This window comes from Bacillus sp. F2HM (assembly GCF_019266135.1).
Taxonomy (GTDB): domain Bacteria; phylum Bacillota; class Bacilli; order Bacillales; family Bacillaceae; genus Bacillus; species Bacillus safensis.
In genome coordinates, this window is sequence record NZ_LRMO01000009.1 from 145275 (window position 1) to 170224 (window position 24950).

23 protein-coding genes are annotated in these 24950 nt (G+C 41.3%); 7 read left to right on the forward strand and 16 right to left on the reverse strand.

Features of this window, described 5'->3' with window-relative positions:
• The first annotated feature begins 143 nt into the window (after positions 1 to 143).
• Positions 144 to 1088, forward strand: coding sequence for a M23 family metallopeptidase (locus tag AWT60_RS05940; protein WP_239500369.1), 945 nt, complete (start codon positions 144 to 146; stop codon positions 1086 to 1088).
• A 26-nt stretch (positions 1089 to 1114) separates the two neighbouring features.
• On the opposite strand, the gene yunB is transcribed toward AWT60_RS05940, so the two are convergent.
• The 4 genes from yunB to AWT60_RS05960 all read right to left on the reverse strand — a co-directional run bounded on the left by yunB (position 1115) and on the right by AWT60_RS05960 (position 4619).
• Positions 1115 to 1879 (reverse strand): sporulation protein YunB, encoded by a 765-nt coding sequence (gene yunB, locus AWT60_RS05945; RefSeq protein ID WP_034282711.1) that lies wholly within the window; start codon positions 1877 to 1879, stop codon positions 1115 to 1117.
• A 75-nt stretch (positions 1880 to 1954) separates the two neighbouring features.
• Positions 1955 to 2260 carry a YunC family protein gene (locus AWT60_RS05950; RefSeq protein ID WP_024425980.1) on the reverse strand — a complete coding sequence of 102 codons (306 nt, stop codon included), beginning with the start codon at positions 2258 to 2260 and terminating at the stop codon, positions 1955 to 1957.
• A gap of 67 nt (positions 2261 to 2327) precedes the next feature.
• Positions 2328 to 3701, reverse strand: a complete 1374-nt coding sequence (locus AWT60_RS05955; protein WP_076839953.1) for a bifunctional metallophosphatase/5'-nucleotidase — start codon at positions 3699 to 3701, stop codon at positions 2328 to 2330.
• A 66-nt stretch (positions 3702 to 3767) separates the two neighbouring features.
• Positions 3768 to 4619 carry a DUF72 domain-containing protein gene (locus tag AWT60_RS05960; RefSeq protein WP_218677018.1) on the reverse strand — a complete coding sequence of 284 codons (852 nt, stop codon included), beginning with the start codon at positions 4617 to 4619 and terminating at the stop codon, positions 3768 to 3770.
• Positions 4620 to 4924: 305 nt separating this feature from the next.
• Here AWT60_RS05960 and AWT60_RS05965 point away from each other — a divergent pair, with 305 nt between their 5' ends.
• Together AWT60_RS05965 and AWT60_RS05970 are read left to right on the forward strand one after the other, a co-directional pair.
• Positions 4925 to 6094, forward strand: a complete 1170-nt coding sequence (locus tag AWT60_RS05965) for a PucR family transcriptional regulator (protein WP_218677019.1) — start codon at positions 4925 to 4927, stop codon at positions 6092 to 6094.
• Between the two features lie 64 nt (positions 6095 to 6158).
• Positions 6159 to 7316, forward strand: a complete 1158-nt coding sequence (locus tag AWT60_RS05970; protein ID WP_218677020.1) for an oxalate decarboxylase family bicupin — start codon at positions 6159 to 6161, stop codon at positions 7314 to 7316.
• A gap of 52 nt (positions 7317 to 7368) precedes the next feature.
• Here the strand turns inward: AWT60_RS05970 and AWT60_RS05975 are convergent, their stop codons facing one another.
• Together AWT60_RS05975 and AWT60_RS05980 are read right to left on the reverse strand one after the other, a co-directional pair.
• Entirely contained in the window at positions 7369 to 8559 is a 1191-nt protein-coding gene (locus AWT60_RS05975) for a tetracycline resistance MFS efflux pump (RefSeq protein WP_041107682.1), read from the reverse strand.
• Positions 8560 to 8726: 167 nt separating this feature from the next.
• Positions 8727 to 9953 carry a pyridoxal-phosphate-dependent aminotransferase family protein gene (locus tag AWT60_RS05980; protein WP_218677021.1) on the reverse strand — a complete coding sequence of 409 codons (1227 nt, stop codon included), beginning with the start codon at positions 9951 to 9953 and terminating at the stop codon, positions 8727 to 8729.
• Positions 9954 to 10128: 175 nt separating this feature from the next.
• Here AWT60_RS05980 and AWT60_RS05985 point away from each other — a divergent pair, with 175 nt between their 5' ends.
• The gene (locus tag AWT60_RS05985) at positions 10129 to 11007 is read left to right on the forward strand and encodes an endonuclease I family protein (protein WP_218677022.1); all 879 of its coding nucleotides are present in this window, start codon (positions 10129 to 10131) and stop codon (positions 11005 to 11007) included.
• A gap of 12 nt (positions 11008 to 11019) precedes the next feature.
• Here AWT60_RS05985 and AWT60_RS05990 read toward each other — a convergent pair whose 3' ends face one another.
• The 8 genes from AWT60_RS05990 to AWT60_RS06025 form a co-directional block, all read right to left on the reverse strand.
• Positions 11020 to 11763, reverse strand: coding sequence for an IucA/IucC family C-terminal-domain containing protein (locus AWT60_RS05990; protein WP_218677023.1), 744 nt, complete (start codon positions 11761 to 11763; stop codon positions 11020 to 11022).
• 21 nt (positions 11764 to 11784) lie between these two features.
• On the reverse strand, positions 11785 to 12822 hold the full coding sequence (locus AWT60_RS05995) for a FecCD family ABC transporter permease (RefSeq protein WP_041107690.1): 1038 nt from the start codon (positions 12820 to 12822) through the stop codon (positions 11785 to 11787).
• Complete coding sequence (locus AWT60_RS06000) at positions 12815 to 13831, reverse strand: FecCD family ABC transporter permease (protein WP_041107692.1); 1017 nt, start codon at positions 13829 to 13831, stop codon at positions 12815 to 12817. The genes AWT60_RS05995 and AWT60_RS06000 overlap by 8 nt, the downstream gene beginning before the upstream one ends.
• Before the next feature lie 73 nt (positions 13832 to 13904).
• Positions 13905 to 14861 carry an ABC transporter substrate-binding protein gene (locus tag AWT60_RS06005; protein WP_218677024.1) on the reverse strand — a complete coding sequence of 319 codons (957 nt, stop codon included), beginning with the start codon at positions 14859 to 14861 and terminating at the stop codon, positions 13905 to 13907.
• Between the two features lie 563 nt (positions 14862 to 15424).
• Positions 15425 to 15985, reverse strand: a complete 561-nt coding sequence (locus tag AWT60_RS06010) for a cupin domain-containing protein (protein WP_218677067.1) — start codon at positions 15983 to 15985, stop codon at positions 15425 to 15427.
• 356 nt (positions 15986 to 16341) lie between these two features.
• A complete protein-coding gene (gene psiE, locus AWT60_RS06015; RefSeq protein ID WP_024423385.1) occupies positions 16342 to 16770 on the reverse strand; it encodes a phosphate-starvation-inducible protein PsiE in 429 nt (142 codons plus the stop codon).
• A gap of 37 nt (positions 16771 to 16807) precedes the next feature.
• Positions 16808 to 18121: a HAMP domain-containing sensor histidine kinase gene (locus tag AWT60_RS06020; protein WP_218677025.1), complete on the reverse strand. Its 1314-nt coding sequence runs from the start codon at positions 18119 to 18121 to the stop codon at positions 16808 to 16810.
• Positions 18102 to 18803, reverse strand: a complete 702-nt coding sequence (locus tag AWT60_RS06025; protein ID WP_218677026.1) for a response regulator transcription factor — start codon at positions 18801 to 18803, stop codon at positions 18102 to 18104. Before AWT60_RS06025 ends, AWT60_RS06020 begins: the two co-directional genes overlap by 20 nt.
• A gap of 249 nt (positions 18804 to 19052) precedes the next feature.
• Here AWT60_RS06025 and AWT60_RS06030 point away from each other — a divergent pair, with 249 nt between their 5' ends.
• Both AWT60_RS06030 and AWT60_RS06035 read left to right on the forward strand, forming a co-directional pair.
• Positions 19053 to 20258, forward strand: coding sequence for a DUF418 domain-containing protein (locus AWT60_RS06030; protein WP_218677027.1), 1206 nt, complete (start codon positions 19053 to 19055; stop codon positions 20256 to 20258).
• A 324-nt stretch (positions 20259 to 20582) separates the two neighbouring features.
• The gene (locus tag AWT60_RS06035; RefSeq protein ID WP_218677028.1) at positions 20583 to 21155 is read left to right on the forward strand and encodes a peptide arginase family protein; all 573 of its coding nucleotides are present in this window, start codon (positions 20583 to 20585) and stop codon (positions 21153 to 21155) included.
• Positions 21156 to 21430: 275 nt separating this feature from the next.
• Here the strand turns inward: AWT60_RS06035 and AWT60_RS06040 are convergent, their stop codons facing one another.
• Entirely contained in the window at positions 21431 to 23299 is a 1869-nt protein-coding gene (locus tag AWT60_RS06040) for an alpha/beta fold hydrolase (protein WP_218677029.1), read from the reverse strand.
• Between the two features lie 58 nt (positions 23300 to 23357).
• A complete protein-coding gene (locus AWT60_RS06045; RefSeq protein WP_218677030.1) occupies positions 23358 to 23924 on the reverse strand; it encodes a TetR/AcrR family transcriptional regulator in 567 nt (188 codons plus the stop codon).
• Positions 23925 to 24389: 465 nt separating this feature from the next.
• Between AWT60_RS06045 and AWT60_RS06050 the strand changes: the two genes are divergently transcribed.
• Positions 24390 to 24818, forward strand: coding sequence for a hypothetical protein (locus AWT60_RS06050; protein ID WP_218677031.1), 429 nt, complete (start codon positions 24390 to 24392; stop codon positions 24816 to 24818).
• Positions 24819 to 24950 lie beyond the last annotated feature (132 nt).

Sequence of the window (24950 nt, forward strand, 5' to 3'; positions counted from 1 at the left end):
CCTAAAAAAACAGAAGAAAATTACTAACATTTTCTTCTTATGAAATAGAGTGATCTAACCACACTAAACGGTAGAAGACGATGCTCGATGAAAGGAGATGGACGTTTGTGAAAGTGGTTTTAGCCATCATGATTGCTCTTTCAATGCTCCCTTTACCTGTTCATGCAAAAGGGACGGACAAGCAGCCAGATGAATTGATGCAAAGAATGGCCCTATATGAAAAAGTCTCCATCACAACACAGGTTCCATGGTATGTACTTGCTGCAGTTGATCAGTATGAACACAATATTCGAAAAAGCAGAAGAGATTTACCGAAACAAAAAGGCGTCATTGGCATCTACATTCCCCGGGAAATGTGGATTGGACCAGAAAACCCGAATAAACAGGATACCTCTCCTTTAAGCATTAAAGTGTTTGACGGAATTGGTCTTGATGGGAATGGGGATGGCAAAGCAAGCAGCGATGACGATGAGGATGTATTGTTCACGTTTGCTCAATACTTGCTTCACTACGGCAGCAGCATTGATCAATTAAAAATTGGCTTATGGGACTATTATGGACGTGATCAAACCGTTGGAATCATTTCATCTTTTATGAAGCTATATAAGCACTACGGCCATCTTGATCTTGGAAAGCATGCTTTTCCTCTTCCGGTTGGAGCTGACTACAGCTACCGAAGTACATGGGGAGATGCGAGAGGGTTTGGAGGAAGGAGAATTCATGAGGGAACCGATTTATTTGCCCATTATGGACTTCCCGTTCGTGCGACATCGTATGGCGTAATTGAAATGAAAGGCTGGAACCGCTTCGGCGGCTGGCGGATAGGCATTCGAGATATTCATAATCATTATCATTACTTCGCTCACTTAAATGGTTTTGCGAAAGGACTCAAGACAGGTCAAATTGTTGAACCCGGTCAGGTGATTGGGTCTGTCGGAAGCTCCGGCTACGGCCCTCCAGGCACCGCAGGAAAGTTTCCGCCGCATCTTCACTATGGCATGTACAAAGACAACGGCAGAACCGAATGGTCATTTGATCCATATCCTCATTTGAGGGCGTGGGAAAGAGCTGAACGGAAACGAAAGTAAATAACAGCCCAATCATTGTTGGGCTGTTATTCCTTTTTCTCCTTTTTCTCTGGGAGAACAATTGATGGAGCACCTGAGTTTGTTCCGCTGCCATTATAATAATCTGGTACGTCTCCTTGAACGGCTTGTATGGAGACAGGAACAGAGTTTTTAACTACGATTGTTTCAGAAGCAAATGGGATAATGACTCTTACCTTGACCTCGATCAGAACACTAATATCAATCAAGGCATTGTTGATGCCATAAGGCTTAATGTTTTTTTCAACGTCCGTATGCGGATCACCAATCACACTAAAACGTACAGGCACTTTGGGTCCGAGGTTGGCGATGAGTGCATTTCCGGATGCTTGCCCAAGCGGAATGTTATATATAATGCCGTCATGTCCATCTGTTTGATCCTTTAATGCTTCTTTTGCCTCTTTTTGAAAGTTCCCCTTTTCAATGTCCTCTAAATTTTTTTGAAGATGACGCGAGAGGTCAGCCATTGCTTTCGATGTTGCTTGCGCATTAAAATCGATGGTCGTCACTTTTCCGTTCTCACTTGTATTCATGACCACCATATCCTTCATATTCTCCTGATCGTCTGCAAAGTCTTGGACTGAATATTGTATGAGGTGATTGGCGATGCGCTCTGTTTCTAGTTCAGCAATGTGAATAAGGGTAGGTTTAATGGATCGGTTGATAAAAAATAAACTAATTACGGTTGAGAGCACAAAGAATAAGATCGCAAGCAGCATGACGTAACGAAATGGCAAAGGGCCCTTCTTGTAGGGGCGATAACGGCGGTTCATTCTCAATAAAAAATCCCCCCTTCTCCATTACATGTGTATGCAGACAGGCGGGGGGATAGGAATCATCTCTCTATTTTATTTCACCATTTTTAATAATGCATCTCTTCCAATTGTTCCAGCTGAGATGCCCAGCGCTTCTGCGGCGTATGTCACAGATTCTAAAGGAGCATCAAGCAATTGCTCAATGGTTCTTACACCAACTGCTCTTCCTGCAATAATTCCTCTATCTGCAAGCTTTTCATTCAAGAGCCCGACATCCAGTGCACCGCACATGATATATCCATGTTCATTTGTTACTGCCATGAAATTTGTCTTCGGCAGCTTGACGGTGACCGCTGTAAAGGAATGGCCATCAATTGTAATAGGTGTTAAATTCACCAAATCCCTTCACTCCTCTCACCACAATCTATGTGAAAAGAGGGCGCGAGTTGTTAGGCTGAAGCGGATTTCATGTTGCTTCCTTCAAGCGCCATGTCAGAACATCACGTAAAAATTCAGGCATAAAATATTCAATGTGTTCGTGATCACGGATATGAGGAAAAAGAGAGCCTAATGTATACATATCGACTGTGCCAACAGTATAGGAGGCGTCTTTTTTGATCAATTGACCATGTACAAAGACATCCTTCACCCGTTTGGCCTCGCCTTCTTCTAATGTATAGCTGAGGCCGCTATATAGCATTTTCCCCATCAGCTCACCTCTAAAGCCGAAGCCCTTGATGCGCAGCTGTTCCATTTTTTCTTCACAGCCCCGCTGAACCGTTTCGATGAGCTGTTGACCGGTAAGCGTCACCCGAATGGGATTAATGGGATGCGGACATATCCGGTGGATTTCTTCTCTTGTAACAATCCCTGCCTCTAATGAATCAAGCACCATACCTGCATTCATCATCCCAATATCTGCTCCGCACCAATCTTTAATGGCATCTGTTAAGAGCTGCGGAAGCGGAGAATCGTCGAACCACTTCGTTTCTAGCTTCGACTCAATCGTTGTCACTTTTTCCTGCATGAGTGCTTTCGCTCTTCTTTCTGCCTGCTGCAAGGTGGTGATGGCTTCATCTGATTCACTAATGAGCTGATCCACTGACTGTACTGTCGCTTTTTTCTCTATCAGCTCTTTGCGCGCTGTATCGATCGTCAGCTCAACGCATCCAATATAATGCCCATACTTTTCAGCGCATGCAAGCAGCACACCATTGTCCATTTCACCTTGTTCTAACAGATGATGCGTGTGTGAGCCTAGGATGATGTCGATTTCAGGGAAGTCTCGGGCAACCTCCCGATCATGGATGATACCGAGATGGGATAAGAGCACAATGACATCTGCCTGTCCCTTCACTTCACGCAGCATGTCCCGTATGCTGTCAAACGGATCAGTAATGTTCCAGCCCAGCTTTTCATATACAGGTGTATACGCAATAGTCACGCCTAAGAGACAGAGCTTCAGTCCGCTTTCCATTGTGATCATATGATAGGGCTTTGCCCATGATGGCCTTTTGCCTTTCTCAAATAAATTAGACAGGACCACTGGAAATTGTGCATTCTCATACAAGTGATCCAGCTGATCATGAGGCAGCGTAATGCCTTCATTATTCCCGATCGTGACTCCATCATAGCCAAGCTGATTGAGGAGCTTGACATTTACCTTTCCATAATCCGCTTCGGATACGAGGTTCACTCGATCCATATGGTCGCCAATATCAAACAAGAGCATCTGATCGTGAACTTGACGCTTTTCTTCAATATAAGCTGCAATTTTTGGCCAGTTCTCAAAGTGGCTGTGCAAGTCGTTTGTATGATATAACCATAGCTTCTGCAGCATGTTGATCTCTCCCTCAAGTTGTCACTGACCGTCTCATTCAGGTTGAAAGCTTCAGTCAGCTCTCGGTTAACTAAATAAATCTAACTGCTTCGGAGACAGGTTTGAATAGGTGATATCCAGCAAATCAATCATCTGCTGGCCATTTGCCGCTGCATCTCCGCCGGAGTTATTATTAAACACGACATAGACATCTTTCGATTGCTGATGCAGAATGTCGAGATTCTTTTTCCACTCTTTTAATTCAGCTTCATTATATAAATATAAGTATCTCACTTCACGCCAATTCTCATGGTCTGCCGGGTGAAGCCAGCCCTGTTTATTCCTGCCGTGAAATCGGACCAATGTTTTATCACGGTGTGTAGCTTGTATGACTGGCGGAATGGAGCCTTCTCCGACTTGCGGTTCATCACAGACAGAATGAATCCATCCTTCCTTTTCCATAAAGGACAAAGTCTGCTCATAAAATTCATCTGAAAACCATGTACGGTTTCGGAATTCGAGAGCACATGGAATATCGCCCATCTTCTCCTTACACCATCTTAAATAGTGGACGTGCTCTTTTTTGCAATCAAACCAAGGTGGAAATTGAAAGAGCACCATGGCCAGTTTCCCTTCACGAATGAGCGGAGTCAGCGAAAGAATAAATGCATCAAACATGTCCTCCTTTGAAGCAAACGGAATCTCGCCCCTTTGATGTCCAGTCATTCCTTGGTATGCTTTCACAACAAATTGAAATTCATCTGGCGTATCCTTTATCCACTTTTCATGATTACGCTCAGGCTGAACCGCATAAAAGCTGGCATCCAGTTCCACAATCGGAAACGTTGACGCATAGTGAAACAGCTTTTGCGCGCTGCCGATTCTTGGCGGATAAAGACTGTCATGATCTCCCCAGCCAGTTAATCCGATATAAATCATGTTCCTCACCTCTTGCCACTCTCATGTATAGACGGCTTACTCATTCGAAGCCTTTGTTTCTTGTGATACCCATATTTTCTGAAAGAAATTCTTTTGTCTACAACATATCATATTTGCTCGTAATTCTGAATGAAGATGACTGGCGGCACGTGATTTTGTCCTGACGCTCTGTTTGTTTGTTATATGAATTGACAACTTTCTATCTAAAATGATTTTAGCTGATAACATAAAATGCATATCAGAGATGTTGTCAGTGATTGTCCATTTTTTTATTCATCTTCACCAATAAAGGAGACCCAGTGGATATGAGCATAGACGATAACCAGTTTGAAATTTTACAAAAAATGGCCAAAAAGATTCACAAGCCCATCTATTTGTTTAACCAGCATGGACGTATTCTCTATACCTCGCGCCCCATGATCACAAGCTCAGAATGGATGCACATTCTCCCCTTTTTTCAAAGCAGGACTACTCATTCTTTTTCAATGATACATGCAAAACAAACCTTTTCCATCTTTCCAATTGATCTAAACGAACAAACATGTGATTATCTGGTCATCCTTTCTTTCATTCACCCGCAGAATAAAACTTTGCATGGGATCATTGCAAAAGCAGTAAACGAAATGTCGATTGCACGTATGAGACAATATGCCGCCCTGCAAACGGCCAAGCGTGCTAGAAATGAGGGCTTTCGCAAATGGATAGAGAGGGCATCGTCTTCCCAGCAAGATCCCTTACATTTTGCTCAGGCATTTGGATTAAACGCCGAATGCCGCTATCTATGTATGATCTGTCAGCTTGACGAGCGCAGTGATACCACATGTTTTATGAAGCAGCAAATGGTTTTGGATCAAGTGGTTGATCTGCTCGAAAGTGCACTTCCAAGCTGCCCATTTCCTGCCTTTCTGTTTTTAAAAGGTGATATGGGTGTTGTATTGATGGAGGAGACTGGCAGTTGGCCGGAGGTTAGCGACAGGCTCAGCTCTTTTTTAAAACAATTGCAGATGCTTGTTAAACTGCAAGTGAATCATACTATTTCTTTTGGGGTGAGCTTGACGGGCTGCCTCATCTCCCATCTGTCTGAAGGATACAATGAAGCATTAGAGGCTCTTCAAACCGGACATCTCTCATTACGGACTGAATATATTCAATTTTATCAAGCCAAGGATGTGCCAGATTTACTAAGGCTCATTCCAAGAAAGGATATGATCACGTTTCACCAACTGCACCTTCACCCGTTATCTGAACCATCACAAGTCGATCAAAGCCTTCTTCACACCTTATCTGTTTATTTAGAAACCCATTGCCACATTTCAGAAACAGCCAAACGATTGTCCATTCATCGCAACACGGTCATTTATCGCCTCGAGAAGTGTGAAGAATTGCTTCGAATCAGCTTAAAAAATTCTGACGCAACATTGCGGCTGCGCTTAGCCTTCCGTATTCAAATGTTTCTCTCATCCCATCCTGATTGAATTTTTTCTTCTGAAACCTCATATAGTTTGGAGGAGAAAAATGAGACTTAAGGAGGGATGATAAATGGATGATGAGCTCCGTCACATCCCGCAGCCCATTCGAAAGGATGGCGCGGGTGCCACCGACTTAGGCCCGCGCGATGTCCTTCGAGATATAGAGAACCCAGATATGCTCGTTCCCCCTAAAACCGATGCCGGAACAATCCCCAATTTAAAATTTTCATTTTCTGATACACACATGCATTTGAATCACGGCGGCTGGTCGAGGGAAATTACAAAGCGGGAGCTGCCTGTTTCAACAACGATTGCAGGTGTCAACATGCGGCTCACACGCGGAGGTGTTCGTGAACTTCATTGGCATAAGCAGGCTGAATGGGCGTATATGATTTTAGGTAAAGCCCGCATCACATCTGTAGATGCAGAAGGGCGAAATATGATCGCTGATCTAGAAGAAGGCGATTTGTGGTATTTTCCACCTGGTATCCCGCACTCTATTCAAGGACTTGAGGATGGTTGTGAATTTCTTCTTGTATTTGATGATGGCGATTTTTCTGAATTTGATACATTCACGATCACAGACTGGTTTGCCCATACACCGAAAGAGATTCTCTCCGCCAATTTTGGTGTTCCTAAGAAATTGTTTGACCATATTCCGAATAAGCAGCGCTATATGTTTCAAGGCTCACCGCCGTCATCCTTAGAAAGCCAAATGGTATCTGATCCATACGGGAGCATTAAGCCGCCATTTACGCACCAGCTCCTTCGTCAAAACCCGATAACGACCTCTGGCGGAACCGTCCGAATTGTCGATTCACGGAATTTCCCGATTTCAAAAATGATTGCGGCTGCACTTGTTGAAGTAAAACCTGTCGGCATGAGAGAAATGCACTGGCACCCTAATAATGATGAGTGGCAATACTATTTAACAGGTACAGCTAAAATGACGGTCTTTGGAGCAGGAGGTACTGCCCGCACCTTTAATTACAGAGCAGGTGATGTTGGATATGTTCCTTTTGGCATGGGGCATTACATCCAAAATATCGGCCAAACGAGCCTTTGGTTTTTAGAGATTTTTAAAAGTGACCGGTTTGCAGATATTTCGTTGAATCAGTGGATGGCCTTAACCCCGCCTCAATTAGTGAAAGAGCATTTACACGTAGATGAAGCGATGATTCGTGCGCTTCATAAAGAAAAATCACCTGTCGTGAAATATGAGAGATGATGCCCATCATAAAAAACCGATCAATTCGTCCTGATCGGTTTTTTTATCAATTTTAAGAAGCTGCCGAAGCATGCTGCACTTTTTTCCCCCACACGATGGATGCAGCGAAGCTTACGCAAAGCACTAGTGTTCCAAACATAAAAGGAAACTCAATATTCACATCAAATAATATACCCGCAAGACTCGGTCCGACGATATTGGCAAGGCTCATAAAGGATGTATTGAGACCGCCTGCTACCCCTTGCTGATTGCCTGCCATCTTGGACAGCAATGTATTGAGGGCTGGTCGGACAAATGACGTAGCCGATAAAAATAAAATCGAACCCGTAAAGATCAACCAAAAGGACGGCGCATAACGGCAGGCGATCAGCATGAAAGCCGCACCTAACAGCGCATAACGGACGACTCTCATCTCTCCAAATCGTTTCACGCAGGCATTCACTAACGCCCCTTGAACAAGCACCCCGGCAAGACCCGCAACCGTAATCACAAACGCAATATCCTTCGGTGAAAATCCGTGTTTTTGGTCTACATATAAGCCGAAAATCGATTCAAAATGAATGATTCCGAAATTGAGGACAAAGGCCAATATAAACAAAAAGCCGTACGATGTCTTTAGAGCCTTGATCATTTGTACAAAAGGATTGAAATGAATATCCTTGTTGAGCCGTGCCTCTTCCTGTTTTTCCTTTGTTAATGTTTCAGGTAAGAAGAGGATGGATAACAAAGTAGAAAGAGCAGCAAAGGAACCGGCAATAAGAAATGGAAATGCGATCCCGTACTCAACCAAATAGCCGCCTACGCCCGGCCCAATGACAAAACCTAGTGTCATCGCTGCACTGAATAGACCCATTCCTTTCCCTCGGTCCTTTTCACTTGTAATATCAGCGATGTATGCAAACATGGCCGGCATAAGCAAAGCCCCTGCAGCACCGCCTAAAAACCGAGACACAAATAGCATCCAAAGCTGATCAGCAAAAGCAAAAATAAACTGAGCAATCGTAAAGCCGGCAATCCCGGCAATGATCAATTTTCTTCGTCCAAATCGATCGGTCAGTGCCCCGGCAACCGGAGATAACGCAAATTGTGTAAAACCTGTTGCAGCGACAAGAAAACCGAGTGTTTTTCCTGTTGCACCAAAGGCTTCAATATAACTCGGCATAACAGGTACAATGAGGCCAAAACCAAGCATGGCAATAAAAATATTGAGCATCAAAATGTATAATCTGCCCATCTTCTTCATATAAAAACCTCTTTCTGCATATAAATGAAAATGATGACAAAAAATGATGAGAACCTCTCCAGTATAGCGATAACCTCATCTATAAGTCTAGTTTTTCAAAAATTAGCGTTCTTTTCCAAATAAAAAATACCCGCCAATGGCGAGTATGTTGGAGCTCGTTATTCAGCTTATTCATAGATAGAAAGAGCCGCCTGAAGTCCTGCTCCGCAACGGATAGACGCACCGTGTTTGATGAGAATCGCTTCAAGCCCTGCTAACACAAACAGCACATTTTCCTTTCGGCAGCTGTAGCCCATTGTCCCAATTCTCCATATACGGCCGGCAAGCGGTCCAAAGGAGCTTGCAATCTCAATTCCAAAATGATGAAGCAGGTCGGCACGGACCGCTTCTCCGTCAATACCGCTTGGAATGACAACACAGGTCACAACCGGCATTTTACAATCTGGATCACCAAACAATTCAAGCCCCATCGCTTCAAGACCTTTCATCAAGGCTTTTTCATGATACGCGTGTCTTTGAAAACGTTCAGACAGCCCTTCTTCCAGCACAAGACGAACCCCTTCTCGCAGTGCATAGAGCATCGTTGTCGCTTCTGTATGATGATTTAATCGTCTTGGGCTCCAATAATCCTGAAGCTGGCTTAAATCAAAATAATTGCTTTTGATTGGAGAAATATCGATCTGTTTTTGTAATTCATCCTGTGTCGCTATCCCTTTTTCTACTTTCTTTCTCGATTCAATGACAGCTGCGACTCGGTCATTATATGTAATAGGTGACATGCCTGATGGAACAGATAAACATTTCTGCGTGCCGCCAATCGCCGCATCAATTTTCCATTCGTCCACTTTTACCTCGACACCGCCAATGGTTGCCACAGCGTCTACAATGAATAGCGCATCAAGAGCTCGGCATGCTTCACCGATTTGCTTGAGCGGCTGCAATCGTCCGGTGGATGTTTCACCATGAACCATGGCAACGATTTTAGGCTTGACCTGCTTTATTTCTTGGATGATGTCGGCAGGATCAAAAACCGTCCCCCATTCACATTCCATAGTATGTACCTCAGCACCGTAGCGCTGCCCTATTTCAATGAGCAGGTGACCGAAGCGTCCAAAGACAGGCACAAGCATCGAATCTCCCGGCTCAATCACACTGGCGAGCACAGCTTCAAGCCCTGAACGGGACGTACCATCAATTGGATAAGCCCATTTGTTTTCTGTTTGAAAAAGTGACCGCAATAAGGTCATTGTTTCGTTCATTATGTGTGTAAATGCTGGATCAAATTGACCGAGAATAGGGGTGCTCATCACACGGAGCACTCTCGGGTCTACTTCTACGGGCCCCGGTGTCATTATCGTTCTTGAAGGTGTTTGCAGTTCTTTCACGTTATCCATCCTCTCTCTCCCTTGCTGTCCATCCTTATAAGCCCACTTATACAGGAATGCTCCTAAAATAGCAATCTCTTTTCCTACGAACTTATTACATAAAATTTACGAGAAATCCATTTATTTCTTCATAACAATATGATAGAAATAAAGAGAATACATTCCCTATCAAGGAGGAAATCGAATGAAAAGAACTTTATTTGGAACTGTGGCCGCCGGAATCATGATATTCGGCACATTCGCCGCCCCACTGCCTCCAGCTGCAAATGCTCAAGCCTTCACGCTGAATGAACCAAGTCAAACGATCACCTTTTCCCCGTTCCAGCTTCAAAACGAAACATCTGCTCAACAAACGCAAACTGCCGCCACAAGTCAAATCGATTCCTATTACCAATCTGCTGCTGGCAAATCAGGACCCGCTCTTAAAAAGGCTTTACACGATATCATTGATGATCATACGCAGCTATCCTACAGCCAGGTTTGGGATGCATTAAAGAAAACAGATGAAGACCCCAATAACCCAAACAATGTGCTGCTGCTTTATAGTGGTGCCTCCCGCTCAAAGCAAGCGAATGGTGGAAATGTCGGCCAGTGGAACAGAGAGCATGTCTGGGCCAAGTCTCATGGCAATTTTGGGACAAGCCAAGGGCCTGGGACAGATATTCACCACCTTCGTGCGACAGATGTGCAAACGAACAGCACACGTGGAAATTTAGATTTTGATACAGGCGGTAATGAATACAAAGGGGCGCCGGGCAATTTCTATGACAGCGACTCATTCGAACCTCACAGCAGGGTCAAAGGAGATGTTGCGAGAATGCTCTTTTATATGGCGGTTCGCTACGAGGGTGATGACCGCTTTCCAGATTTAGAATTAAACGACAAAGTGAATAATGGAAGCTCCCCTCTTCACGGCAAAATGTCTGTGCTTCTCAAATGGCACAAGCAGGATCCAGTCGATCAACTCGAACGGAACCGCAATGAGATCATATATCAAACGTATCAGCACAACCGCAATCCTTTTATCGATCACCCTGAATGGGCAAGTGAGATTTGCGAATAAAAAAGGGCACTGCTACGAGCAAGCAGTGCCTTTCTTTTGTTCAAGAGGACAAACAAGACAATAATCGAGACTCTCCGATTTTTTCCCAAGCTTATAATACATACAGCAGGTTTTCCGGTTGGATGTTTCAAGTAAGCTGTCGTCTAGGTTTAAACTGTGCTGAAATGGATTTTGCTGAGCTCCAAATACATCCCCAGCCGCCTGCTTCAGGTACAGATAATCCTCCCGCACGCGCTGCTTCACCGCAGGTTCTTCCGCTTCCCGCATCATGCTTCGATAAAGAGAGTTGATTCGAACCGCTACATTTTCCCATAAAATACGATAAGAGAGTTTTGATGTGCGGTTCAGCACGTCTAAAAGAGGCGTGACACACTCCGTAAACAGCGCACGCACGACCTTCTCTCTCCACTCATGCCGATCTCCTTCTAGTGGAACAAACGAACACGCCGCCTCATCCACTTCAATTTTCCGATCCTCTCTAAATGCACATGCTGCTGGTGGAAACTGATAGACACCGTCATACAGCGTCATCAAGTATAAAGAGGAACTGACGGCTAAGTAGGCGTACCGTTTTGAAAACATAGAAGCTGCTACCGCAAGATTCGGTGCATGCATCGCTTCCTTTTCAGCTTCTAATAAACGCATGACGGCTGCTTCTGAAAAAAGCGCAGCAAGTGTGCGATCAGATGTCATTGGTCCATTTGTGATGTGTACCCCAAAATCAAGTAATTCTCTCTCAACCCACTCTGGCCCCATATCAAAACCCCCATCTTCTGTTTATCGATTACGCTGTTGATATAACAAATAAATAAAGAACGGTGCACCAATGGCCGCTGTAAATACACCTGCTGGAACATCTAACGGTAGAAATGCGGTTCTAGCCACAAGATCAGCCAGCATCACGAGAATACTTCCAACTAGCGCAGATGCTGGAACAAGCGCTATGAATGAACGTCCAATGATCATCCGTGCAACATGCGGCGCCATGAGTCCAACAAATTCAATGCCGCCTGCAAATGCGACTGCAACACCAGCCAATGTCACACTCATCAGGAGAAAGAATAATCGTTTCGCCTGCACTTTTACCCCGAGACCTGTTGCAAGATCATCGCCAAGTTCTTTTACATTCATCGTTCTTGCTAACACCATGACAATCGGTAAAATGATCATCACCCAAGGAAGCATCGCAGTGACGTCTTTCATCGTAGAACCATATAAGCTCCCCGTCAGCCAGATGTAAGACTTGGTCGTTGTCATCGTATCACTAAGAACAAGCGTAAACGTCACACAAGCCTTCATAATGGCAGAAATCCCAATTCCCATTAGGACAAGTGTGATCGGCTTGACCCCTTTTTTCCATGAAAGCAAATAGATCAGGCACGATACCGCAAAAGCACCTGCAATCGCCCATAAGGATTGATAAGCAATAGGCACAGTGCCCATCCAAAAGACGATGAACATAATCGCACCAAACGAAGCACCACTTGTAATTCCAATGATATCAGGTGATGCCAGCGGGTTGCGGATCAACCCTTGCAAAATAAGCCCTGATACCGCAAGTGCGGATCCAACTAAGACAGCCAGCAGCGTTCGTGGAATCCTCAGTGTATTTAACACAAAGGAATTCCCCTCTCCCTGACCGATTAAATGAAGCAGCACATCGACCGGCTGAATGAACCGGCTTCCCATACTGAGACTGAGAATAAATAAGCCAAAGGCAATGACCGTCAATAAAAGTAAAATCAAAAACGTCCGCTTTGAAAATTGAAATGAAATGCGCCCGCCTTTAGAACGCACTGTATATGTTTTAGCCACCTGTCTTCAACCCCTTGCGCACGAGATAAACAAATAGAGGCGCTCCTGCTACCGCCGTCATGACACCAATCGGCACTTCTTGCGGCATGATCAGAAAACGAGCCGCCAGATCTGCGGCAAGTAAAAGCGACGCCCCCACAACGGCACAATACGGCAGTACCCAGCGGTGGTCAGGCCCGACGAGCTTTTTCACAATATGCGGCACAAGAAAACCAACAAAACCAATTGAACCAGCAACAGCGACGGAACCACCTGCTAAAAAGACAACGAGTACACCCATCGTGATTTTCAGCAGCAGTGTACGCTGGCCAAGTCCTTTGGCAATATCATCTCCCGACAAAAGAACATTAATAGAACGTCCAAGAAGCAGCGCCACTACAGTCGCACCTAAAATATAAGGCAAAACAGGGATTAACATATCAATGCTTCTTCCAGACACTGAACCAGCCATCCAGAACAAAATGCTTTGAATCGACTGTTCATTCACGATTAAAAGACCTTGTGTAAAAGACGCAAACAGTGCAGATATTGCCGCACCTGCAAGGACTATTTTAACCGGCGTCAATCCATCTCTTCCAATGGAGCCCAATAGAAAAACGAGCATCCCTGCAATCGCTGCGCCTAGAAAGGCTGTCCACATATAGCTTGTTAACGACTCTGTTGAAAAGAAAACAATCGAAATCACGATAAAAAATAGTCCACCTGCATTAATTCCTAATAAATCGGGCGCCGCAAGCGGATTTCTTGTCAATGCCTGCATGAGTGCACCTGAAATCGCCAGGCTTGAGCCAACGACCGTTGCGATTAATGCTCTTGATAATCTGGATGTCATGACAATGACACTGTTTGGATCCGATTCATCAAATTGAAGAAAAGCATGGATGGTGGCTTTGAGGGAAATTGAGGTTTGCCCAAGGGAAATACTGAGCATAAAAAAGACCAACATCAACACAATGAATCCAGCAAAAAGCAGTGCCTTGCTTGAATCCTTTTTTAATAAACTTCTCATCTGATTCCCGCTTTCAATCTGTTATGGAAAAAAGGAGAAAATGGTATATTCACATTTTCTCCTCTGTTATGTCTTATTTATCAATTCCTAGACGATCGTAAATATCATCAAGCATCATGTTTGCAGCGATAATACCGCCGCCCATGTTCCAAGTGATTTCATCTACTTTATGCACTTGTTTCGCTTTCACTGCGTCAAGCTGCTTCCATAAAGGATGACTTGTCCACTCTTTATATGCTTTTTCAACCGCTTTATCCTTTTCATCCATAAAGTAATAGATCACATCTGCATCCATTTGCGGAATGCTCTCTTTGTCTGTAAGTGTAATGATGTCTTGCTTTTTATCTTTGACATTCTTAGGTCCTTCAAAGCCTAGCTCTGTTAAAATGGACCCTGCGAAACCAGTTTGATAGATTCTAGCATGATCTGCACGGAAGTTCACCACAGATACACTCATCGGCCAGTTTTTGATGTCTTTTTTCGCTTTTTCTTTGAAATCAGCGACGCGGTCATCCCACTTCGTCAGCAATTCTTTTGATTTGTCTTGCTTGTTTAATGCTTCACCCATTAATTTCACTGTATCTTTAAAGGTGAACACTGTTTCTGTTGCAACAGTTGGAGCGATTTCTTGCAGCTGATCAAAAATTTGCTCATGGCGGATTTTTGATGCAATGATCAAATCAGGCTTGAGCTTTTCAATTTCCTCTAAGTTTGGCTGTGTTTCCTGCCCAACAATTTTAACATCCTTTAAGTCATCTCTTAAATATTTATACGTAGGCGCTTCAAGCCAAGATTCTACAACACCCACTGGTTTAATGCCCATAGCGACTGCTGCATCCGTTGCTCCTTGGTACAGCGTCACAATACGCTTTGGTTTATCCTTAATATTGTCAGTTGAACCGATAGCGCTTTCAACGGTCCTTGTTTTCTCTTTATTACCTGACTTGCCGTCACTGCTATTACTGCCGCAAGCTGCAAGTAAAACGATGGAGAGCACAACTACCAGCGACCAAAAAGATTTCTTGAACATGTACCTCACCTATCCATTCTATATGTAGTCATATCGTTTGATAACGATTCTCATTATCACACTATGATTTTATCATAGAAAAGGATGGTGTCAATGTAAAATATAAAAATAACAACTGATCATCGCCTCATCACATCATGACATATTATAGGAAAACACAATTCTTTCATCTTTTTTACCGTCTTCTATTTCTTTCTGCGATGGAGTGAAATGATTTTTTAAAGGAAGCTTTGAACTCTATGCTTATGTTGGCTAAAGTATAAGCAATAAATTAAAAAACACCGACAAGAAATGCTGGGATGTATTTCACAGCACCTCTTTTTATCGGTGTTTCTTTAATGAGTGATACTATCTTTGTTGAAAAAGTTTCGATTCTCCTGTACGTTTCATATGCTTTTTCAGGAGTATAGTCTTTTCCTATAAGAACTTCCTATTGGGAAAAATTCTTGAAGAATGTGTATATAGTGTAATCCTCCTTTTAATATCCTCCAGTCCTTCAAATTCAGTGCACTGCATCCACTCATTCTCATCTAACATCTTGTCAAAAATAACTAAATTCTATTTCAATGACCATGACCTTCTTCCGAAGCTATGGCGTCTTTTTTGGTTACATGGACAGTCCCAAATGGATGATTAGGAGGTGCATATATCGAATAAAGTTTTAACGGAATATTCCCTCTATTAGTTACGTTATGCCATGTTCCAGCTGGTATAAATATGGCATAATCATCATGCACATTTCTATAGAAATTTAAATTATATTTACTTTTTCCCATTTGGACAATCCCATGTCCTTGATCAATTCTTAAGAATTGATCAAGGTCAGGATGCATTTCCAACCCTATATCTTCACCAACGCCAATACTCATTAAAGTGGTTTGCAAATGTGTTCCTGTCCATAAGGCAGTGCGATAAGTATGATTTTGCTTTGTTGCTTCATTGATATTGATGACAAATGGTTGGGTGCCATAATCTTTTAACCGTCTTTTTCCATCAACGTTAAAGTTTTCAAGCCTTCTTTCATGAGGGAAATTCCAGTAACCAGGATGCACACTATGATGATGCCTCGGGGCACTTACATAATAAGGATATTCATATGGATAAAAATAAGGATTATAGTACATTTTCAATCAATCCCTTCACCTTGATATAAAACCATCCTATGCAATGGGTAAGGAATTGTACTCTGGTTACATGAAAATCAAGATGATAAAAAGAGAGACAACCACTTCACTTATAGCGAATAAGTGCAACAAGAACAAAAAACTTGCACAGCGACATAACCTACAATGAATAAGATTTGTTGATGGTTGAAAAGGGAATAAACATGCATTTCCTCAATATGCACCAAATTATGTTGATTTTTATCGTGTGCCAGTTAATTTATTAATGCTATTCAAAAAGCCATAAAACTAGGCAGAAGCTATTGAATGGAAAACGAAAACCTCATTAATCAAGCGTTTTGAATATCCCTCTTCCCTCACTTCACTTCTTCATGCTCCTGAACCGCATGTCGCTTACTGGCGATAAAGAGTGCAACGGTCATGGCTAAAATGGTCAGCGCCCACCAGAACGTCGATACTGCCTCCTTATGATCGATGATAATCAAACGGATGACGGCTGTGATGCCAATATAAATAAAATAGCGAAGCGGAAAATGAAAATTTGATTTAAAGTACTTAATAATTAAGGCAATAAACTCAAAGTACATAAAGAAGATCAGCAGCTCACCAAGCATTTCATAATAACTGTCTTCTTTGCTGAGCAAATTCTTGTAGACGAATTGGACAATATACCAAGTTTCACTAATTAAGAGGACGCTTAAAGCAATAGCAAGAAAGAATAAACAAATATTCAGAAGGCCTTGCAAGAGATCCGGTACCTTTTGGAAGTTGTTGAATCGTTTCATTAGATTATCTCTCCATTCCATGTTATTCATTTGCCACCTATATTTTGATGTGCCAGAAACGCAGCACGATGTAGTAAACGCCGTTCTTTTCCATCCTTTCAAACTGCCCGTGCATGCGGGACATCATTCGTTTTATGCTTCGTTCACCAAGTCCAGTGCTTTCCTGCGTGTCATTTGTCTCGTTTATCGCATTGCTGATATGGATCTCAAAGATTTCTTGGTCGGATAGAAACGTGAGATTGATATCTTTTTTCGGGTCAGCGTATTTCAGTATGTTCGACATCAGATTATCAAACACTCGGCCAAGCTCCTCGACATTCACATTGATATAACTGTCTGGCAGCTCTCCTAAAAGATGAACCTTAAATGTCTCTTGATGCAAGATCGCCACCTGATCTGATAAGAGATCGTAAATGACCTCTTTGACTGCAACTGTCTCAAGCTCAGGTTCATGTTCTTTATCAAGTAGAAAATAGGCGAACAGATTATCAGATAGATTTTTCAATTGCAGTGCTTTTTCATAAGCACTCGCTATATATTGATCTTTACGGGTATCCGCTCCAGCCTCCTCTTTTTTCGCAAACTCCAGATTCATCATCAGCGACGTCAGTGGTGTCCTCATATCATGAGACATTTCGGTGACCAAGCTGCGGCTCTCTTCTTGCAACTCGTCGATGGCTTGAAGCTTGTCCAAAAAAGCTTTACGAAGGTCCTCAATACTTTTGGCAATCATCGCTAATTCATCGTGCCCTTTTATCGTCATCTCATAGTCCAGCTCTCCGCCTTCAAGAACATGTATCTCTTGGTGAATCGTTTGCAGGTAGCGTAAACTTTTGCGAATACCGAGAAGGACAATGAGGAGAAAAATAAGCGTTGCTCCGAGCAGCTCGAGTGTAAAGGCAAGATCGTGGTAGCGAGATGAATAGAACCCGTCCACCATGACGCGGCCTTTACCGTCGCTAAACTGAACCGGATACGAATGTTGCTCAGCGTACTGGGTCATCCTTTCTTTTCCGTACGCCGATTCATCGGCAGCGGAATAAATAGAGTCATATTGCAGCACTTGATCCTTGAAGATGGTCAAATTAATGTAATTCTCTTTTTTCACCCACTCACCAAACGCTTTTCGATCCGTTGAAGACAGCTCATTCTCAGACACGTAGCGGCTGAATTTTTGAATGTACTTGGCTGACTCCTGATCGTAATACTCATCCGAACTCAAATATCCATCGATCAAATCATTGGTGATCTTTTGCAGCGTCAAAAAGACAATACCACTCACAATTGCAGCCGCCAAAATCAGCAGTGCAAGCTTTTTGGCCAGTGTATATTTACGATGTGGATGTGCCAAATCGATATCCTCTTCCCCATTCAGTTTTGATATATACAGGACGTGCCGGATCATCTTCAATTTTGGCACGCAGCTTTCGAATATGCACCATCACCGTATTGTTGGAACAATAGAAATAAGGCTGTCCCCACACGCTTTCATAAATATTTTGAGCTGAAAAGATTTTGTTTCGCCTGCTCATAAGCAGTTTTAACATCCGATATTCTAGATCAGACAGCTTAATTTGCTGGTTTTCTTTCCATACTTCATTAAATTCTTCACTTACCTTCAGTTTGCCCCCAACAAGAAAGGTCTCTTCCTGTTCCTTCTTTTCCTGATAGACAGTATACCTGCGTAATTGTGCAATGACTCTAGCATGAAGTTCCTCTTGTGAAAAAGGTTTTGTCATATAATCATCCCCGCCGGCAAGTAAGCCTTCGGTTTTATCGAATGTACTTGATTTGGCTGTTAGAAATAGAATCGGGACATTAGAAGAGGCTCTTATCTGCTGGCACGTTTCGATGCCTGAGAGCCCCGGCATCATCACATCTAAAATCACCAAATCGAGCGAATCCTCCACAAGCTTCAATGCTTGCTCGCCATTCATCGCTCTTAGCACCTCATATCCTCCACGTGAAAGGGATTCCTGCAGAAGGTCACCAATATCCTGATCATCTTCTACGACTAATATTCGATGGGTCATGTCTCTCACCTCATGTAATGTGTTGCTCTTTCTTTTATGTCTTTACTATATATCATCTAGCTATGTGAAAAGATACAGCATAAACCTTAACAGTTTATGAATTTGACCATCTGCCATCAATTTGTCACATTTATTTTCAAAAAATTGGATCTTCATAAATTGTTAAGAATTGGGCCGTATATTGATTCATTGTAAGGATCAATGAATTGATCCGAATGACATTTATCATACAAGAAAAGGAGCATGGATATGAATGTAAACAAAGTAGCACACGGACAACCGATGAGTCTGCGGGAACGGGTTCATTTCTTGGACATCGTACGAGGGTTTGCCTTAATGGGGATTATTCTAGTCAATTACTTTTTGATCGTGGATTCGGCCAAGGGATTTGACATGCTGTCAAATGATGTCTTTCACAATGTGGTGAATTGGTTTGCCTCGGGGAAATTCATTACACTGTTTTCCTTTCTATTCGGGGTTGGTTTTATGATTTTTATGGACCGAGCTGCTCAGAAGGTGGACAGTCCGAACAAACTGTTTGCCCGCAGATTAACCATTCTCTTAGGATTTGGCCTTCTGCATTTGACCTTCGTTTGGATTGGTGACATTTTGGCCTATTATGCAGTCGCTGGCTTTTTATTGCTTTTCTTTTACAAACGCACAGCCAAAACCATCGGATACTGGCTCATCACACTCTTTGTGATTCAATTGCTCACACCTATTTTCACGATGCTGTTCAATACCGTCAGTTCAGGATCATCAGGCAAGCCGGACTTTGCTGATTTCGAGCTGACCAGCCACAACAGTCTGACTTATTTAGCATCGATTGGTGACAGGTGGACAGATATGGTCACGATGGCCTCAAGTTCTTTTTCCACCGTCTATTCTATGTTTTTCATGTTTTTACTCGGTGTGTATTTTGTGAAAATGAAGTTTTTCAAAAACATGGAGGCAAAAAAAGCGATTTGGAATCGCATTTGGATCATTTTTGCCATCGCTTTTCTCATCACCCAAGGCAGTACGATCATAGCAGCGGTCAATCCTTTTGAAAATACACTGTGGATGAACATAGCCTCTGCCCTTGAACAAAACGGCGGATTAACAGGCAGTATGTTCTATATGAGTACACTTGCGATGCTGTTTCTTCACGTCCCTCAGCTGCGAGGTGCTTTGATGGTCTTTACCAAAGTCGGACGCATGTCACTGACCTGCTATTTGCTTCACTCCATCATTGGCACAATGCTATTTCTGAAATACGGAGCCGGACTTGCCGATCATCTTCAGCCGGCTGGCACGTTTATGATTGGACTCGGGGTTTATGTCTTCCTCGTGCTCTTTAGTACATTATGGTTAAAGCGGTTTAAATATGGCCCGATGGAGTTTATCTGGCGTCAGCTGACATATGGGAAGGTTGATGATCAACCGAAAACAAATACAATGGATGTGGCGAAATAACTGAAATAATAGTAGTTAAAAAGAGTGGGAAAAGGCGAACTTTAGTGGTTCGCCTTTTTAATATTGATTTAACAAATCATATATTAATACTAATTGATATATAAAGATAAAGTTAGCACTTCGGAATTTCTAGATGTTGGTATAAATAAAAACCTAAGAGATTCTTAAAATAAATTCAACATTTAAAAATAAAGAAAAATATAATAAATCGTGCTACCATAACAGAGGTACAGTTGTTGTAACTCTCTGCCTAGAACAACTTAAACTGTTTTTTGAATCAAAAAAGGGCTGAGGTAGAAGCTCTCTATTACGAGGTGATAGTCATTGAGAGACTTGAATAAGATATACTTTCCAGAAAAGAAAATTTTTTTAATGGATCAGCACAAATGGGCCTTTTATATTTGGGAATTAGCAAGGGAAGAAGGATTAATTATGCCTAATGCAACCCTTTTTCATGTGGATGCCCATCTAGATGATGTGCCTTCTGTTCTACAAGATAATCCCGAATACATAGATATTGAAGGCCTAGAAAATATAAAATCCTTTACTGATAAATCTATACAAAATTTTACGTTCATCTGGCCCGCATTTGGGCGTGAAACAATCAACAATATTATCTACGTTTCTGATTTTTCACGTAGTGACCCTTTCGAGGAGTGGACCAGAGAAAATGTAGCGGGACGCATTTACGAAGGTATTAGAGTTCACTCTATTGAGGAATTAAAAGATTCAATCTTACTTGGGGAAGTAGAACCATATGTCCACAACAATTCACTAATACTCAATCTCGATTTGGACTTCTTTAATGAAGAAGAATTTTACGATCGTGACCCAAAAATAAAGTCGGATCAAGAAGTGATGGAATCGTTAACCTACCTTAAAAATTTGTATAAATAGGATTTGATAACAGTTTCACTTTCTCCTGAGTATTGTGGTGGCGAAGAAGCATGTGATCACTTGTTAAAACTATTCCTTAAAGTATTTAAACTCGATTTAAATACAGGCATACTATGGAACAAATAAAAACGCATAAGCTCCTATGCGTTTTTTTGTTTCTATTTTTTTAATTCAAACTCCATTTTAATAAGCCGTCATAAGTTTATGGGTGTTTTGTAGGTGTGCCCTCATCAACAGCAAGCTAAGAAAATACAACTACCCCAAGACCTTTTTATTTATCCCACACTCTCATCTGCTAGTATACTATTTTTTATAACCAATGCAGCCGTTTCACTCGGATGGCTAAGAGGAAAATGATGGCCGTATGGAACAACATCAACATTTCCAAGATGCAACGGAGCAGAATAGCCTTTGTCATACTCCCCCCAGATAATATGAGGATTATCCTTTGTTAATTCATTGAATTCACCTTGATCGGTGTTCAGTAGTAAATTGTTAAGCTGAACCGTCGTATTTAAAATTCTAGGAGAAGTAAAGCTATTTCTGATTTTTTCAATATAATGTTCAGGGATGTTCTCCGTCCTTTCAAACAAACCATTACTTAATAAATAATGCTCTATCATGTTAGGAGTTGCTAATTTTAATGACCATTTGTTCATCCATTGTGGAACATTTAGCGATTTAGCATTTTTTTTGGCAACAGGCGGCTGAAGTAAAGTGATTGAATACTTCTTATCTATGTACCCTTGTCCCAGTGCTTCCAGTAGAATAAACGCACCGAATGAATGGCCAATTAGATGTGCACCATGAGCCGCTTTCTCCAATACCTTTTTCACTACATTCAAATAGATATCTAGAAGATGTTTCTCTCGTTTAAATGGGGAACGCCCCAAACCTGGAAGATCCAAGATCCATACAGGCTGACCCGTTTTTTCATGAAGCTCTTGTGCTAAAGGGAATAAATCCTCTCCATCACTCAATAAACCATGTAATAAAATAAACGGTTTCCCTTCTCCTTGTAATTGGTAAAGGGTGTTGTTATCGCATAATGTTCGCTCAAATGCATGATAATGCTCACCATGTTGATTCATCATGCGATAATCCAGATCAGCTACTACAGCAGGGAAAAAGTTCATGACACTCGTCTTCTTAAACCAATCTTCTCCCATCATTTTTTTCACTGAAGCATTTGAAAATGTTCGTTTTGTCATAAAATTGAGGCCATCAGAAGGAATGTTTGTTATTTTACTTACTCCACTTTTCATCATTGCTTTCATAAGCGGCATTGGGACAGAGATTTTTGGTGCCCTCATATTCATACTTTCCGACATCACACTTAATAATTCAGCAATGTTCTGATCATGCTCTTTCTCTTCAACAAGTGTATATGTTTGAATAGCCGGCTGCTCCATCCTGAAAACCTGCACAATAAACTTCGCAAACTCATCGTTTGAAATAAGTGGCAGCCTATATCCTTTACCTCCAGGAATCACTGGCATAAGCCCTCTTCGCATACTTGTTACAAGCAAACCTAATCCTGCTATCTGTTCTGTACTCCCTGTTTTACTACTGCCGACCACAGTTGGCGGATTAATGACAGCCAGCGGATAACCGACAGCTGATGCTTGTTGACGGATATAAAGATCTGCTAAAAATTTTGTTCTCTCATATGGATTTTTTATTTTCAAGTAATCATTTCCTTCTTTAAACACATCAATTGCAATCTTGCTATTTTGATCATCAAAGGGGCTCATATAACCGACAACATGAATAAATTGCTGCAAGCCCTTCAATTGATGAATACTTTTAGCTAATTCACCAATATGTTTGGCACCATTTAAAAAGACGGAAGCTGCCTCTTTACTGGTTGCTTGAATATCCATGGGTCCTCCTGCGTGAATGATCACATCCGTTTTCATTACCCTCTCTTTATCTTCAGGACTTAGACCTAAATCTATTTTCGTCAAATCACCTTCAACAAAGTGCATCACTGACTCTTTTAAAATACCTCTTTCTTGAAAAATGCGTGTCGCTTTACTTTTCGACCTCACTAAAAGAAGAATGTTCACATCCTCTTTGGCTAATTCTTCGACTAATTGCTTTCCAATAAAGCCTGTTCCACCTGTTAAAAATACTGTTTTCATATGAAATCTCCTTTTTAGTACTAAACAGTACTAATTTGATGTAAAAAAAATGCTTCTATTATCGAAGCAAGTTAAATAAATGATCTGCTGTTTTTGTGATGACAGTGGCATCCTTCAATGTTTCTGAAATAAATAAAGCTCCTTCAAGATTTGTAATAAAAAGTGATGACACCTCATCAATCTGAATCGTATCCCTGAATTCCCCGTTCTCTACGCCTTGTTTCAGTAATAGAGCAACTTTCTTTTGTAATCCTGTAAAAAATAAACCTATTTTTTCTTTTATTTGTGTGGCCTGTGCAGGACTTTGAATATAAAGAGTAATAAATGGACAGCCGCCCTGATACTCTCTCGACTGAACGCCTTGTGATAATTGCTTTAAAAACATTTGGATACGATCTTCAACTGAAAATTGGGTCTGAGAAATTACGTCGTCTATTGAAGCTTGATACATGTCAATCCAATAATCAACGACCCCTTCTAATAATTCTTCCTTATTAGAAAAGTGATAATACACATTCGACTTTGACACTTTGCTTACACGAACTAATTCATCCATACTTGTATAAGCAAACCCTTTTTCCAAAAATAATGTTGCAGCTACTTCAAGTACACGTTTTTGATTCATTAATTTTGCCTTTGTCATAATTAGAACTATACAGTACTAATTTAAATGTTGCAAGTATTTATGTTCGTTTAGAAAAAAGTTTGATTAAGAAAGTTTCACTAACATTGATTTTACTGCAAAAATATCCTTATCTTTAGAAGAAATGATTATCAAAAACAATTTTAATAAAGGGTAATGTTATTTTTCAAGAGGTTTTGAACGTAATGATAGAGAAAATAGAGAAACTCGAAGCACTACACAAGAAATATAGACTGTATAACGAATAAACAAAAAAGGACCAGGTTCTCACTTTCATGAGTGCCTGGTTATTTATTTTGATGACTATTCAACAATACCTATACCTGTGTCTACGAGGTTTAATTGGTATATATACCTATTAAAAACTAATAATTGGTTTGATAACCAAAAATATCTATGTTATCATAACATTTCAATATATTTCTAAAAATAGGAGGTTTATTCTTTATGAAAAAGTTATTACTCACCCCCATTATTTCCCTGGGATTATTTAGTGGAATAACTGATGATGTATCTGCTGCTGAAACAAAAAACTACAATCAAAATCAAAATATTTCTACTATCATGAATACATCTAGCAGTATTCATGATAAAGCCTTTGAACTAAAAAATGGAGGTATAGGTAATTCTTATACCAACAAGTATAACCCCATTAAATATTATAAATTTTATTTTGATGGTTATGAAGGCGTCAGTGTAATATTTGATAGTAAGGGATCTCATAAAATAAGCATCTTAAACGGAAATTTTTTTGAAGTTGGAACAGACATTGCATTTTTTCCGGATATAACTTCAGGTTGGAATTATATTGAAGTAGTAGATACAAGACCTAGCCTTGGTGCATCATACTTTGATTTAAAAATACAATGGAATTAATTTGTTAGTACATATTTAGAAAAAAATACTTTTAAATGTTTATTTAAATGTGAGAATATAAGACCCAGACGGCAATTACGCTATCTAGGTCTTATTTTATTTATTATGTCTTTGTTGAATTGCAAGATACAA

Excerpts from the sequence above, each read along its gene's own strand:
- AWT60_RS05940 (WP_239500369.1), top strand. The coding sequence starts at position 144 with ATGCTCCCTTTACCTGTTCATGCAAAAGGGACGGACAAGCAGCCAGAT.
- yunB (WP_034282711.1), bottom strand. The coding sequence starts at position 1,879 with ATGAACCGCCGTTATCGCCCCTACAAGAAGGGCCCTTTGCCATTTCGT.
- AWT60_RS05955 (WP_076839953.1), bottom strand. The coding sequence starts at position 3,701 with ATGCTGCAGAAGCTATGGTTATATCATACAAACGACTTGCACAGCCAC.
- AWT60_RS05960 (WP_218677018.1), bottom strand. The coding sequence starts at position 4,619 with ATGATTTATATCGGATTAACTGGCTGGGGAGATCATGACAGTCTTTAT.
- AWT60_RS05965 (WP_218677019.1), top strand. The coding sequence starts at position 4,925 with ATGAGCATAGACGATAACCAGTTTGAAATTTTACAAAAAATGGCCAAA.
- AWT60_RS05970 (WP_218677020.1), top strand. The coding sequence starts at position 6,159 with ATGGATGATGAGCTCCGTCACATCCCGCAGCCCATTCGAAAGGATGGC.
- AWT60_RS05975 (WP_041107682.1), bottom strand. The coding sequence starts at position 8,559 with ATGAAGAAGATGGGCAGATTATACATTTTGATGCTCAATATTTTTATT.
- AWT60_RS05980 (WP_218677021.1), bottom strand. The coding sequence starts at position 9,953 with ATGGATAACGTGAAAGAACTGCAAACACCTTCAAGAACGATAATGACA.
- AWT60_RS05985 (WP_218677022.1), top strand. The coding sequence starts at position 10,129 with ATGAAAAGAACTTTATTTGGAACTGTGGCCGCCGGAATCATGATATTC.
- AWT60_RS05990 (WP_218677023.1), bottom strand. The coding sequence starts at position 11,763 with ATGGGGCCAGAGTGGGTTGAGAGAGAATTACTTGATTTTGGGGTACAC.
- AWT60_RS06000 (WP_041107692.1), bottom strand. The coding sequence starts at position 13,831 with ATGAGAAGTTTATTAAAAAAGGATTCAAGCAAGGCACTGCTTTTTGCT.
- AWT60_RS06005 (WP_218677024.1), bottom strand. The coding sequence starts at position 14,861 with ATGTTCAAGAAATCTTTTTGGTCGCTGGTAGTTGTGCTCTCCATCGTT.
- AWT60_RS06010 (WP_218677067.1), bottom strand. The coding sequence starts at position 15,985 with ATGTACTATAATCCTTATTTTTATCCATATGAATATCCTTATTATGTA.
- psiE (WP_024423385.1), bottom strand. The coding sequence starts at position 16,770 with ATGAAACGATTCAACAACTTCCAAAAGGTACCGGATCTCTTGCAAGGC.
- AWT60_RS06025 (WP_218677026.1), bottom strand. The coding sequence starts at position 18,803 with ATGACCCATCGAATATTAGTCGTAGAAGATGATCAGGATATTGGTGAC.
- AWT60_RS06030 (WP_218677027.1), top strand. The coding sequence starts at position 19,053 with ATGAATGTAAACAAAGTAGCACACGGACAACCGATGAGTCTGCGGGAA.
- AWT60_RS06040 (WP_218677029.1), bottom strand. The coding sequence starts at position 23,299 with ATGAAAACAGTATTTTTAACAGGTGGAACAGGCTTTATTGGAAAGCAA.
- AWT60_RS06045 (WP_218677030.1), bottom strand. The coding sequence starts at position 23,924 with ATGAATCAAAAACGTGTACTTGAAGTAGCTGCAACATTATTTTTGGAA.
- AWT60_RS06050 (WP_218677031.1), top strand. The coding sequence starts at position 24,390 with ATGAAAAAGTTATTACTCACCCCCATTATTTCCCTGGGATTATTTAGT.